8 protein-coding genes and 1 pseudogene are annotated in these 12,967 nt (G+C 59.6%); 7 read left to right on the top strand and 2 right to left on the bottom strand.

Features of this window, described 5'->3' with window-relative positions:
• Positions 1 to 4 precede the first annotated feature (4 nt).
• Positions 5 to 3,205 (bottom strand): carbamoyl-phosphate synthase large subunit, encoded by a 3,201-nt coding sequence (gene carB, locus EL199_RS10540; protein ID WP_040355475.1) that lies wholly within the window; start codon positions 3,203 to 3,205, stop codon positions 5 to 7.
• 169 nt (positions 3,206 to 3,374) lie between these two features.
• Here carB and EL199_RS10535 point away from each other — a divergent pair, with 169 nt between their 5' ends.
• From EL199_RS10535 to EL199_RS10510, 6 genes and pseudogenes are all read left to right on the top strand, one after another.
• Complete coding sequence (locus EL199_RS10535; protein ID WP_004141541.1) at positions 3,375 to 3,806, top strand: copper resistance protein NlpE; 432 nt, start codon at positions 3,375 to 3,377, stop codon at positions 3,804 to 3,806.
• A gap of 252 nt (positions 3,807 to 4,058) precedes the next feature.
• On the top strand, positions 4,059 to 5,270 hold the full coding sequence (locus tag EL199_RS10530) for an exonuclease SbcCD subunit D C-terminal domain-containing protein (RefSeq protein WP_040355482.1): 1,212 nt from the start codon (positions 4,059 to 4,061) through the stop codon (positions 5,268 to 5,270).
• A gap of 66 nt (positions 5,271 to 5,336) precedes the next feature.
• The gene (locus tag EL199_RS10525) at positions 5,337 to 8,243 is read left to right on the top strand and encodes an AAA family ATPase (RefSeq protein WP_004141546.1); all 2,907 of its coding nucleotides are present in this window, start codon (positions 5,337 to 5,339) and stop codon (positions 8,241 to 8,243) included.
• Positions 8,244 to 8,727: 484 nt separating this feature from the next.
• Positions 8,728 to 8,841 carry an Arm DNA-binding domain-containing protein gene (locus EL199_RS13370; protein ID WP_081447832.1) on the top strand — a complete coding sequence of 38 codons (114 nt, stop codon included), beginning with the start codon at positions 8,728 to 8,730 and terminating at the stop codon, positions 8,839 to 8,841.
• Positions 8,842 to 8,853: 12 nt separating this feature from the next.
• Positions 8,854 to 8,997 (top strand): annotated as a pseudogene (locus EL199_RS13365) (Arm DNA-binding domain-containing protein); the annotation flags it as partial.
• Between the two features lie 30 nt (positions 8,998 to 9,027).
• On the top strand, positions 9,028 to 9,858 hold the full coding sequence (locus EL199_RS10510) for a tyrosine-type recombinase/integrase (RefSeq protein ID WP_391527314.1): 831 nt from the start codon (positions 9,028 to 9,030) through the stop codon (positions 9,856 to 9,858).
• 116 nt (positions 9,859 to 9,974) lie between these two features.
• Here the strand turns inward: EL199_RS10510 and EL199_RS10505 are convergent, their stop codons facing one another.
• Positions 9,975 to 10,385, bottom strand: coding sequence for a type II toxin-antitoxin system HicB family antitoxin (locus tag EL199_RS10505; RefSeq protein WP_004141553.1), 411 nt, complete (start codon positions 10,383 to 10,385; stop codon positions 9,975 to 9,977).
• A 787-nt stretch (positions 10,386 to 11,172) separates the two neighbouring features.
• Between EL199_RS10505 and EL199_RS10500 the strand changes: the two genes are divergently transcribed.
• Positions 11,173 to 12,942, top strand: coding sequence for a ShlB/FhaC/HecB family hemolysin secretion/activation protein (locus tag EL199_RS10500; protein ID WP_004141555.1), 1,770 nt, complete (start codon positions 11,173 to 11,175; stop codon positions 12,940 to 12,942).
• Positions 12,943 to 12,967 lie beyond the last annotated feature (25 nt).

The following is a 12,967-nucleotide window of genomic DNA, read 5'->3' as shown; positions in this document are numbered from 1 at the left end:
TCTTTTATCCCGCCTGCACTTCCTGCAACGCCCGTACTTTTTCGTCGTCGCTGAAAGAGAGCGCCAGGGCGACCGCATGGCCGCCGGCGATGGTCGTCTGGTAGAAGACTTTGTGCATCAGCGCTTCGCGGCGGATGGTGTAGCTGTCGGAGATGGCTTTTTTGCCTGCGGTGGTGTTGATGATCATCGCGATGTCGCCGTTGATGATGTGGTCCACGATGTGCGGGCGGCCTTGCGCGACTTTGTTCACCTGTTCGCAGGCGATGCCTTGTGCTTGCAGGTGTGCGGCGGTGCCGCCGGTGGCGACGATTTTGTAACCGGCGGCGATGAGCAGGCGCGCCACTTCGGCCGCCTTGTTTTTGTCGTCGTCTTTGACCGAGATGAAGACGGTGCCGCCGGGGGCGGGCAGGCGTTCGCCCGCGCCGCGGATGCCTTTGTGGAAGGCTTCGGCGAAGGTGGCGCCGAGTCCCATGACTTCGCCGGTGGATTTCATTTCTGGGCCGAGGATGGGATCGACGTTGCTGAATTTGGCAAAGGGGAAGACGGCTTCTTTGACGGCGTAGAGGGTCGGCCGTTTTTCGTCGCGGATGCCTTGGGCGGCGAGGGTTTGTCCGGCCATGCAGCGCGCGGCGATTTTGGCGAGCGGCCGTCCGGTCGCTTTGGAGACGAATGGCACGGTGCGCGAGGCGCGCGGGTTCACTTCGAGGATGTAGATGGCGTCGCCTTTGACGGCAAATTGGGCGTTCATGAGTCCCACCACGCCGAGGGCGCGGGCGAGCGCTTTTGCCTGCGCTTCGATTTGTTCGCAGATGGCGGGAGCGAGGCGGTAGGGCGGCAGCGAGCAGGCGGAGTCGCCGGAGTGTACGCCCGCCTGTTCGATGTGTTCCATCAGGCCGCCAAGAATGACGGTTTCGCCGTCGCAGATGACGTCGATATCGACTTCGATGGCATCATCAAGGAAGCGGTCGAGCAGGATAGGCGCGTCGGGCGAGACGTGCAGCGCTTCTTTCATGTAGTTTTCGAGGTCGGCGTCGTTGTGGACGATGTCCATCGCCCGCCCGCCGAGGACGTAGGACGGGCGCACGACCAGCGGGTAGCCGATTTCCTGCGCCTTGGCGAGGGCTTCCGCGGTGTCGGAGGCGGTACGGTTCGGCGGTTGTAGCAGTTTGAGTTCGTCGATGAGGTGCTGGAAGCGTTCGCGGTCTTCGGCGCGGTCGATGGCATCGGGCGGGGTGCCGATGATGGGCACGCCCGCCGCTTCCAGCGCACGCGCCAGTTTGAGCGGGGTCTGGCCGCCGTACTGGACGATGACGCCGTCGGGCTGCTCGATGCGGGCGATTTCCAGCACGTCTTCCAGCGTCAGCGGCTCGAAGTAGAGGCGGTCGGCGGTATCGAAGTCGGTGGAGACGGTTTCCGGGTTGCAGTTCACCATGATGGTTTCGATGCCGTCTTCGCGCAGGGCAAGCGCGGCGTGCACGCAGCAGTAGTCGAACTCGATGCCCTGGCCGATGCGGTTCGGCCCGCCGCCCAATATCATGATTTTGCGCTTGTCGCTCGGTGCCGCCTCGCAGAAGCGCTCGTAGGTGGAGTAGAGGTAGGCGGTGGCGCTGGCGAATTCGGCGGCGCAGGAATCGACGCGCTTGTACACCGGATGGATGGCGTGGCGCGTGCGCAGGGCGCGGATTTCCGGCTCGCGCACGCCGCAGCATTCGGCGAGGAAGGCGTCGGAGAAGCCGGCGCGTTTGTAGGCAAAGAGGCGGTCGGCGTCGTCCAGGTAGGGCAGTCCGCTGTCGCGCAGCGGTTGTTCGAGGGCGACCAGTTCGGCGATTTGCGCGACAAACCACGGGTCAATGCTGCTCAAGCGGTACACGTCGTCCACGCTCATGCCCTGGCGCAAGGCTTCGGCGACGTAAAAGATGCGCTCCGGCGTCGGGGTGGCGACCGCGTCTGCTAGCGCATCAACGGGCGCCGGGCGGTTCAGGCCGCTGTAGCCGTTTTCCAGGCCGCGCAGCGCTTTGTTCAGCGATTCTTTGAAGGTGCGGCCAATCGCCATCACTTCGCCGACCGAGCGCATTTGCGTGTTCAGGCGGTTGTTGGTCTGTTTGAATTTGGCGAAATCGAAGCGCGGGATTTTGGTGACGACGTAGTCAATCGCCGGTTCGAAGGAAGCGGGCGTCACGCCGCCGGTGATTTCGTTTTTCAGCTCGTCCAGGGTGTAGCCGACGGCCAGACGCGCGGCGACCGAGGCAATCGGGAAGCCGGTTGCTTTCGAGGCCAGCGCCGAGGAGCGCGAGACGCGCGGGTTCATTTCGATGACGATGATGCGGCCGTCGCGCGGGTTGATGGCGAACTGCACGTTGGAACCGCCGGTTTCCACGCCGATTTTGCGCAGGATGGCGATGGAGGCATCGCGCAGCGCCTGATATTCCTTGTCGGTCAGCGTCTGCGCCGGAGCGACGGTGATGGAGTCGCCGGTATGCACGCCCATCGGGTCAAAGTTTTCGATGGCGCAGACGATGATGGCGTTGTCCGCCTGGTCGCGCACCACTTCCATCTCAAACTCTTTCCAGCCGAGCAGCGATTCCTCCAGCAGCACCTCGTGCGTCGGCGACAGCTCCAGCCCGTGCGCGGTAATCTGCTCGAATTCGTCGCGGTTATAGGCGATGCCGCCGCCCGAACCGCCGAGAGTGAAGGAAGGGCGGATGATGACCGGAAAACCCAGCTCCGCCTGCGCCGCGCGTGCTTCCTCCAGCGAATGCACCGCGAACGACTTGGCGCTCGCGAGACCAATCTCGCTCATCGCCTTTTTAAACAAATCGCGGTCTTCCGCCGTCTCAATCGCCTGCACCGAGGCGCCAATCAGCGCCACGCCGTAGCGCTCCAGCACGCCGTGTTTGGCAAGATCCAGCGCGCAGTTGAGTGCCGTCTGCCCGCCCATCGTCGGCAAAATCGCGTCCGGCCGCTCCTTGGCGATAATCTTCTCCACCGTCTGCCACTGAATCGGCTCGATATACGTCGCATCCGCCATCTCCGGGTCGGTCATAATCGTCGCCGGATTGGAATTGACGAGAATGACGCGGAAGCCCTCGCTGCGCAGCGCCTTGCACGCCTGCGCGCCGGAATAATCAAACTCGCAGGCCTGACCGATAATAATCGGGCCAGCGCCAATAATCAGGATGGATTTCAAGTCGGAACGTTTGGGCATGGGGAACTCCAGAGACAACAAAAAACGCGCGGATTTTCGCACAAAAGCCGCACTGCTGCGGAGAAAAAGCGGTCGCGGCGGGGACTGGCGAAGCCGTAACCCAAGCGCACCGCGCGCATTGGTAGAATCGCCGCCTGCCAACATTCCCCAAACCAACCGGAGAAACACCATGCAAAAACTGACCCTGTCGCTCGTTCTCGCTCTCGGCGCCAGCCTCACCGCCTGCGACAAGCCAAAAACCGAAGCCGCCAAACCCGCTGCCAGCGCCAGCCAAGCAAGCGCCACGTCCGCCTTCGTCGGCACCTACAAAGGCGTACTGCCCTGCGCCAGCTGCGCCGGCATAGAAACCACGCTCGAACTTGCTGCCGACGGCCATTACACCCTGACCACACTGTTCCTTGAAGAACCCGATGCCAAACCCGAAACCGTCACCGGCCGCTACCGCCAAAGCGACGACAAAACCCTGATTCACCTTGACGACAACGGCGGCGGCTACACCTACTTCATCGGCGACAAACAACTGGAAATGCGCGACCCCGACGGCAGCACCGGCGGCCGCAGCGCGGAAGAAAACGCCAACTACCGCTTGCAGAAACAATAACGCGCGCTGATTTATCCCCCACCCCATGCCAAGCATCTTCTTGAATAAGCTAGGGGCTGTTTACAATTCAAATCTCCCTCCCCTGCAGGGCGAAGCCCGCAGCGGGGGAGGGATGGGGAGGGGGTGGACAATGCCGCTTACGAGATGAAATTTCGATTTTTCAATCGTTTGCTGCCCTCACCCCAACCCCTCTCCCACAGGGAGAGGGGCTAGTTCGCTGAATTGCAAACAGCCCCTAAACCGCATCATCCCTTGAAACTCCTGCACACCGCCGACATCCACCTCGGCCGCCACCTCTACGGCCGCCGTCGCCATCACGAATTTGCCGCCTTCCTCGACTGGCTTGCCGCTATCCTGGACGCCGAACACATCGACGCGCTCGTCATCGCCGGCGACATCTTCGACACCGCCACGCCGTCGCCACGCAGCCAGGCGCAGTATTACCAATTCCTCTGTCGCATCGCCGCCGGAAACTGCCGCCACGTCATCATCACCGCGGGCAACCACGACTCGCCTGCCTTCCTCGACGCCCCGCGCGACATCCTGCGCGCGCTGAACGTCCACGTCATCGGCGCCGCGCGCGAACCCGCCGACGAAGTACTACTCCTGCGCGACCGCGACGGCGCGCCGGAAGCCATCATCTGCGCCGTACCCTACCTGCGCGAACGCGACCTGCGCACGGCAGACGCGGGCGAAAGCCTTGCCGAAAAAGCGGGCAAACTGCTGGACGGCATCCGCGCCCACTACACCGCCGCCGTCGCCCACGCCGAAACCCTGCGCGCCGCGCATGGCGCCGACCTACCGCTCATCGCCACCGGCCACCTCTACACCGCGGGCGGACAAACCAGCGAAGCACACGACCACGAAATCGGCACCCTGGCGCACGTCCCGGCGAGCGCCTTTCCCGCCGCCATCGACTACCTTGCCCTGGGGCACATCCACCTCGCACAACGGCTCGACAGCAACGAAACACGGCGCTACAGCGGCTCACCGCTACCGCACACCTTCGCCGAAGCCGCACAAAACAAAACCGTCTGCCTCGTTACCTTCCAGGGAAGAAGCGCCGCCGTCCGCCCGCTCGCCGTGCCCGACTTCCAAAAACGCGCACGCCTGCGCGGCGACCTGCCCGCCCTTGAGGCGCAAATAAACGAACTCGCGGCAACGGGCGACAACATCTGGCTGGAAATCCACTACGAAGGCGAGGCCGTAGAAGGCGGCCTGCGCGACCGCCTGCACGCACTGACCGCCGACACACCACTTGAAATCCTGCGCCTGAAAAACGAGCGCATCCGCGAGCGCGTCCTCACACAAAACACAGACAGCGAAACCCTGGACGACCTCAACCCGCTGGACGTCTTCGAACGCTGCCTCGCCGCACACCACATCTCCGCCGACCAGCGCGACGCCCTGCGCCAGAATTACCGCGAAATACTCGCCGGGCTGGACGACGACCGCCCCCAGTAGAAGAAGACCAAGACAAGCGCGACGACACCCGAAACCCTGCGAGCCCCATACCTGACGACCCACACCATGCGCATCCACACCATCCGCCTCGCCAACCTGAACGCCCTGACCGGCACCTGGGAAATCGACCTCGACCACCCCGCCTACAGCGACAACATCTACGCCCTGACCGGCCCGACCGGCGCGGGCAAAACCACCATCCTGGACGCCATCAGCCTCGCTCTCTACGGCCGCACCCCGCGCCTCGCGCGCATCGGCAAAGCAGGCAACGAAATCATGAGCCGCCACAGCGGCACCTGCCACGCCGAAATCACCTTCAGCACCCGCACCGGGCGCTACCGCAGCCATTGGAGCCAACACCGCGCGCGGCGCAAAGCAGGCGGCGAACTCCAAAACCCCAAACACGAACTGGCCGACGCCGAAAGCGGCGAACTCCTTGCCACCGGCCTCAAAGACGTCGCCGCCGCCATCGAACGCCTCACCGGCATGGACTACCAACGCTTCACCCGCGCCATGCTCCTCGCCCAAGGCGACTTCGCCGCCTTCCTCCGCGCTGCACCGGACGAACGCGCGCCGCTGCTCGAACAAATCACCGGCACCGAAATCTACAGCCGCATCTCCATCGCCGTGCACGAGCGCCTGCGCGACGCCCTCGAACAACAGCGCCAGCTCGCCACCGAAACCGCAGGCATCACCCCGCTGGACGCCGCCACCCACACCGCACTCACCCAAGAAAGCGCCGCCCTACAAAAACAACTCGCCGCCCTGGCCACCCGCCAACAACAAACCGCCGCCGCCCTTGCCCGCGCACAAAACATCGCCGAACTCACCGCCGAACTCGCCCGCCTCGACGAACAACACACCGCGCACCAAGCCGCCCTTGCCCGCTTCGCCCCGGAGCGCGAACGCCTCGCCCTCGCCCAACGCGCTGCGCTGCTTGATGCCGACTACGCCCGCCTCGACACCCTGCGCCACACCCAACAACAAGACCGCACCGCCCTCGCCACGCTGGACGCCCAGGCGCCCGTCCACACCGCCGCTGTAGCGGCCGCCCAACAGAACCTCGCCGCTGCCACCACCCGCGTTCACGCCGAAAAACAGCGCCTCGCCGCCGCCCAACCCCGCTGGCAACAAACCCGCGCCTACGACCACACCCTGCGCCACCAGCGCGAACAACTCGCCACCCTCGAACAAAGCGCCGCCACGCACACCGCCGCACAAACCGCCCTGGCGGCCGCCGAAAAACACGCCGCCGCCGCGCGCGAAAACAGCGCCCGTGCTGACGTCGCCCGCAAAAAAACAGAAACCGCACTCGCCGCCCACCTCCAAGGCCGCCTGCTGCGCGAATACCGCGCCGAAAAAGACAACATCCTGCGCGAACTCGCCTACCACCAGCGCATCGCCGACCTCGAACAACAACGCGCCCACCTGCACGACGGCGAACCCTGCCCGCTCTGCGGCGCCACCGAACACCCCTACGCCAGCGAACTACCGGCACAGCCCGACGACCTCACCGCCCGCCTGGAAACGCTCGACACCTACATCAAACGAGCCGAAACCCTCGGCGAACAACACGAAAACGCACAACACGCCCTCGCCAGCGCGCGCGAAAAACAACAACAGACAGAAAACACCCTCGCCCTTGCCGCCGAAAAAGCCCGCAACAGCGCCGTGCATGCCGAACAACACGCCGCCCTACAACAAACTTACGCCCAAACCTTGGCGGCGCGACAAGCGCTACTCGTAAACCGCGACCCCGACGCCGAAGAAACCGCACAACAACGCGCCATCGCAGAAGCAGAAGCCGCCATGGAAAAAGCGCGCGACACCTGCCAAACCGCCCAAACCGCCGCCGCCGCCAACCAACAACAACGCGCACAACTGCACGCCCGTCTGACCGCCCAACAACAAGAACTACAAACCGCAGAACAACAATTCGCCGCCGCCCTCAAAAGCATCCCTGTAAACAACCCTCTCCGCGCCCACGAGACTGAAACTAACCCCCTCCCCTGCGAAGCGGGGGAGGGCACGGGGATACCCATGAAAAAGGCGAAAGCCTTTTACATGGGAACCCGGGGAGGGGGTGTAAAAAACCGCGCAGCGACAACAGACTTCACCGAAACATTCGCCGACGAAACCGCCTGGCAGGCCGCACGCCTGCCCGCCGCCACACGCGAAGCGCTCGCCCGCCAAGCCGCCGCCCTGGACCAACAAACCCTCACCCTGCACACCCGCCAACAAGACCGCGCCGCCCGCCTTGCCAGCCTCACCGCACAAAGCACCGACGACCCCGACACCGCCACCCTGCAAGCGCGCCAAGAAGCTGACGAACACACCCGCCAACAACACCAACAAACCCTCGCCGCAAACCAACACCGCCTCGCCGAACACAAACGCGCCAGCGAGCGCCTTGCCGCCCAACAACAAGCCATCGCAAAACAAGCCGCCGAAACCCGGCGCTGGCAAAACCTGCACGAACTCATCGGCGCGGCGGACGGCAAAAAATACCGCAACTACGCACAAAGCCTGACATTTGCCAGCGTCATCGCCCAGGCAAACCGCCAACTGGTACAACTGAGCGACCGCTACCTGCTCACCGCCGACCCGGCACGCCCGCTCGAACTCAACATCATTGACAACTACCAGGGCGGCGAAACCCGCAGCGCCAAAAACCTCTCCGGCGGCGAAAGCTTCATCGTCAGCCTCGCCCTCGCGCTGGGACTTGCCCAAATGAGCGGCGAAAACATGCAAATAGACACACTCTTTCTCGACGAAGGCTTCGGCACGCTGGACGAAGAAACCCTGGACAGCGCGCTGGAAACCCTCGCCCAACTGCGCACACACGGCAAACACATCGGCATCATCTCGCACGTCGCGGCGCTGACCGAACGCATCGCCACCCGCATCCAGATTACCCCGCAAAACGGCGGCAACAGCATCATCAGCGGCCCCGGCTGCCGCCGGGTGGAATAAAAATGGAGAGTAGGGGCGGTTACGGCTACGCTTAACTGCCCCTGCGTTTATTTAGGCTTGTGCGTCGGGTTTATAGCGAGACTGCGCCGCGGCGTGGCTTGGGTTAGGGCGTGTTGACAATTGAGACATCCCCCTCCCCCTGCGGAGCGGGGGAGGGGCGGGGAAGGGTGTAAAAAATCGCGTAGCGACGGCATTATTCAAAACGAGGTAGTCCTCAAACGTATGCTGTCATGCGAAGTTTGTTTATCCTGCCCTCTCCCTTAAATGGCCAAAAATTGTCTTATTCGGAGTGGTCTCTTTTCGTTCCAAGCTAGCCAATTTTCTCAAAAATTCTTATTAGAAACAAATTGTAATAAAATTTCTTTTGTTCAAAGCAATTCCAGTTAATTTCATCTAATTTCACTTAAGCAAGCGCAAAACGGGGGTATAAGCGGGGGCATTTTTCCAGGGTAGAATCAGGGCATCTTACCTGACTTTTTTGCCTATGCCTCTTACAGAAAAAACCATCAAGCACGCCTTGCCTGCCGAACGTCCGCGCAAACTTTTCGATGGTGGCGGCCTGCACCTACTCATCACGCCGCAAGGCGGCAAATACTAGCGTTACCGCTATCGTTTTGCCGGCAAGGATTGCACCCTCACTCTGGGCGTTTACAACAAAATCAGCCTGCGTGAAGCCAGACAGCGGCATCGCGATGCACAAAGCCTGCTAAACCGCGGCATTGATCCGCTGGTGCACAAGAGAGAACAACGGTAAGTCAAAGCCAGGCAGGCCAGTTTTGAACGTATTGCCCGTGAGTGGTACGCCCATCAAAAACCGGCCTGGAAGAATGCCCAGCACGTGCAGCAAGTCATTGGCTCGCTGGAGCACTACGCTTTTCCGGGCATCGGCAAGAAAGGCATGGATAGCATCCTGCCAACCGACATTTTGGCCATTCTCAACGCCATGAACGATAAGCCGGAGACGGCGAGCCGTGTCAAACAACGTATCAGCGCTGTTTTTGACTTTGCCATCCAGACAGGCCGGGCAACACATAACCCGGCAGCAGCCGCGCCAAAAATCGTGCGCAGTGCAGACAAGCGTGTCAAACATCATCCTAGCCTGCCTGTCGCAGAAATCGGCACGTTCCTGCGCAGCCGGGAAGAATACCCCAACCGTAAAACCGCATTGCTGTTGCGCCTCTTGGTTCTGACGCTAACCCGCAGTGGTGAAGTGCGATATGGCGCATGGTCAGAAATCCACGGCAACGAATGGCATATTCCGGCAGCGCGCATGAAGATGGGTATGGCACACGTCGTGCCGCTATCCGATTGGGCATTGGAAACGCTGGCAGAACTACGTCAGTTGAGCGACCATGACAGCCCGTACTTCGCCACCAACCGCCTTAACCGCCCTTTAAACAGCGTTGTTTTGTCCAAGGCGATGCAACACATGGGCTATGGTGAGCGGGCAGTGCCGCATGGTTTTCGCGCAATGGGTTCAAGCATTCTGAATGAGAGCGGTCAATGGAATCCTGATGCGATTGAGCGCCAACTGGCGCATCGTGAACGCAACAAAATTAGGGCGGCCTATAACCGCGCCGAATATCTGGAAGAACGCCAGCGCATGATGCAATGATACAGTGATTATTTGCGCCAATGTTGGCGGCAAGTGGACAAAACGTGATTGGGACCGTTGTGCAAAAAAATAACCAGACTTATCAGACTATTCTTTTATGCTAGCTTCTGAATAGCTCAAACAAAGGGAGTCAAAGAACAATCAAGAAAAGTTAACGCACGATTTAGCAGAACACTTGACGTCTTGTGGTGCAGTTCAAAGATACGATCTACTTCTGGCGGGGTAATGTTGAGAAATTGAGCAAGCTGTGTTTTGCTGACGCCTTTCTCTAGCAAAGTGTTGTGCAACAGGATTCTGGCATAGACGGATTCTGGGAGATACACCGCCCTCTCGCCGACTTTTTCTTGCCGAGTCAAGGGAAAAGGCCAGCCTTCCTCAAAATAAATTTCCACACAAGATAATAGTACATCTTCCGCCATTATCATGGCCGCATTCTCTGTTTTTTCACAGGTAATGGCTTCCGGGATATCCGGGAAGGTGACAGTAATACCATCATTGGCATAATTAAAGCAGGCGAAATAATGCATTTTTAACTCCTAGTTCAGCATAAACAACTTTAGCTTCTGCGGTATCTGTCAAAATTATAGAAGAAAAACAAGAATATTATAGAGATATACTCGAAATTTTATACAAAGAGTAATGCTAAAGTGATATGTGGTTATATAGTGAGACAATACAGTGTGATACTTTCGGTGGATGGCTATGTTTAGCAATTTATTTATTACCGCCTCTAATAGACATGGCGCGTCATTTTGATTTATAATTGTTATGGGATTATTGGCATTACTTGTACCAGATACGGCAAAGACTTACGATAATACCGTAGGTTTCACCGTGGTTCATCCCGGCTTTATGCCGCATATGTCCCGGACGTTAACGCACTTATCTACCCGACAAGCCAACCTGAAGGTTCTATGAAATTCGAGAAGGTTTGTCGGGCTTTCCTTTGTCTGTTTATCGTGTGTAGCTGTTTACCCGTTTGTTGTGTCGTAACAGCATAACTGGCTCCAGTATCGTTTCGTTTCGTGCCGAATCGTACAAATCCGCCAAAATGAAGAGATGGTAACAATATAGTGTTTTCAAGATTTACCGCGTTCGATGTTGATGCATAACCTATTGCCATACCGTTAGAAAATCTTGCCATCCGTTTTGTTGTAACCCTGCGAGAGTTACACCCACTTTTTGTTCCAAACAGTACAAAACCGTCCAAAAAACTTTACCGTTATCTGAATGTATTTTTATAATCCAGTCATCTTTTCAAGGCATCCAGCATAAACAACATGAAGGCAATCCTTCAGGGAGGAAACCAGCTCTATGCCGCCCCGCCATTCCCTTTGGCTGCTGCTTTTTGCCAGCAGCGCCCTCTTTGCGCAACAGCAACCCGTTCCCCTCTCGCAATTACAACAACAAGCCGAAGCCCGTCAGGCCGAGCTTGAGCGCAAGCAGGCGCCACTGGGATTCCGGCCGAGTGATCTTGCCCCGCAAACCCCGCCAGCTGCTACCGTCGCCGATCCTGGTCGTTGCCTGAACATTCATACCCTGCACATTGACAGCCAAGAGGCTGCTTTTTTCCGTCGCTATGTTGCCAAATCCCTACCGCAGCTCAAACTGCGCGGTAAACGTGTCGGCGACAGCACCTTAAGCATCCAACAAAAGAACGGTAAAAGCGCCTGCCTGAGCGGCGCCAATATCGAACAGCTGGCGAAGCTGACACAAAACGCCATCATTGACGCGGGCTGGATTACTGCCCGCGTTTTTGTGCCAGAACAGGATCTCAACCGTGGCGAGTTGACCTTCACCATTCTGCCGGGCTATGCCGGAACGGTTAGCCTTGCACCAGAAAGTGCCGGGCAACGCGCCCCGTTTTTCGCCAGTACCGTACCGGTCAGCACGGGTGAGAAACTCTCGCTGCGCGACATAGAACAGGGGCTGGAAAACCTACGCCGCCTGCCGAGTGTGCAGGCCGAGATTGACATTGCCCCCGGCGCGGACGAAGGGCGCAGCGACCTGCGTATCCGCTGGCAACAATCCCGCTGGTACCGCTTCAATTTCTCGCTTGATGACAGCGGCAGCAAGGCGACCGGCAAGTACCTCGGCACCATTGGTCTTGCCGTGGACAATCCGCTGCGCTTAAGCGACAGCCTCAACCTCAACTACAGTCGCAACCTCACCCCTGGCCAGCGCCGTACCAGCCTGAGCGGGCACAGCGGCCGCGGGCGCACCGACAACTACAGCGCCAACTACAGCGTACCGCTTGGCTACTGGTCTTTTGATCTCAGCGCCAGTCGTTACTACTACGACCAGGCTGTCGCCGGACAAACCCGTACTTATCACTACCGCGGCACCAGTACCCAGGAACAGGCGGGCGTCTCGCGAACCCTCTACCGCAGTGCCCGCAGCAAACTCGATGCCAGCGTTGGCCTTTGGCAAAAGACCAATAAAAGCTACGTTGATGACGCCGAGATAACCGTACAACGCCGTCGTCAGGGCGGCTGGCAGGCGGGACTGGAACACACTGTTTACTTTGATGACGCCAGCCTCTATAGCCAGCTGCAATACAAAAAAGGCACCGGCATCTTCTCCTCGTTGCCCGCCCCGGAAACCGCGCTGGGTGAAGGCACGGCACGCTTTGGCATCTGGAGTGCCGACATCAACTGGCAGAAAAACTTCACCCTCGGCAAACAGGCCTTTGCCTGGAACAGCCGCCTGCACGGTCAATGGACAGCAAACCGCCTAACCCCGGTAGACCGTATCAGTATCGGTGGGCGCTACAACGTGCGTGGTTTTAACGGCGAGATCACCCTCTCTGGCGACCGCGGCTGGTACCTGCGCAACGACCTGCAATGGCACTTCCAGCCACAACACAGTCTCTATCTGGCGCTGGATGGCGGCAGCGTTGCCGGGCCTTCCGCTCGCAACCTTCCTGGCAAACACATCATCGGCAGCGCACTCGGCATCAAGGGACAACACAACTGGCATGGTCGCTGGAACTACGACCTCTTCGTCGGCACCCCTGTGCGCCAACCACAAGGCATGAATGCCGACCGCTTCGTGACCGGCTTCCAGTTCGGTTACAGCTTCTGAACAACCACCGCAGATACATATAGAT

Origin of the sequence: Cardiobacterium hominis (genome assembly GCF_900637305.1) — a bacterium.
GTDB classification, from domain to species: domain Bacteria; phylum Pseudomonadota; class Gammaproteobacteria; order Cardiobacteriales; family Cardiobacteriaceae; genus Cardiobacterium; species Cardiobacterium hominis.
This window is presented reverse-complemented; position numbering and strand designations above follow the sequence as displayed.

Bases quoted from the DNA above. Each gene is read 5' to 3' on its own strand.
- carB (WP_040355475.1), bottom strand. From the start codon at position 3,205: ATGCCCAAACGTTCCGACTTGAAATCCATCCTGATTATTGGCGCTGGC.
- EL199_RS10535 (WP_004141541.1), top strand. From the start codon at position 3,375: ATGCAAAAACTGACCCTGTCGCTCGTTCTCGCTCTCGGCGCCAGCCTC.
- EL199_RS10525 (WP_004141546.1), top strand. From the start codon at position 5,337: ATGCGCATCCACACCATCCGCCTCGCCAACCTGAACGCCCTGACCGGC.
- EL199_RS13370 (WP_081447832.1), top strand. From the start codon at position 8,728: ATGCCTCTTACAGAAAAAACCATCAAGCACGCCTTGCCTGCCGAACGT.
- EL199_RS10505 (WP_004141553.1), bottom strand. From the start codon at position 10,385: ATGCATTATTTCGCCTGCTTTAATTATGCCAATGATGGTATTACTGTC.
- EL199_RS10500 (WP_004141555.1), top strand. From the start codon at position 11,173: ATGCCGCCCCGCCATTCCCTTTGGCTGCTGCTTTTTGCCAGCAGCGCC.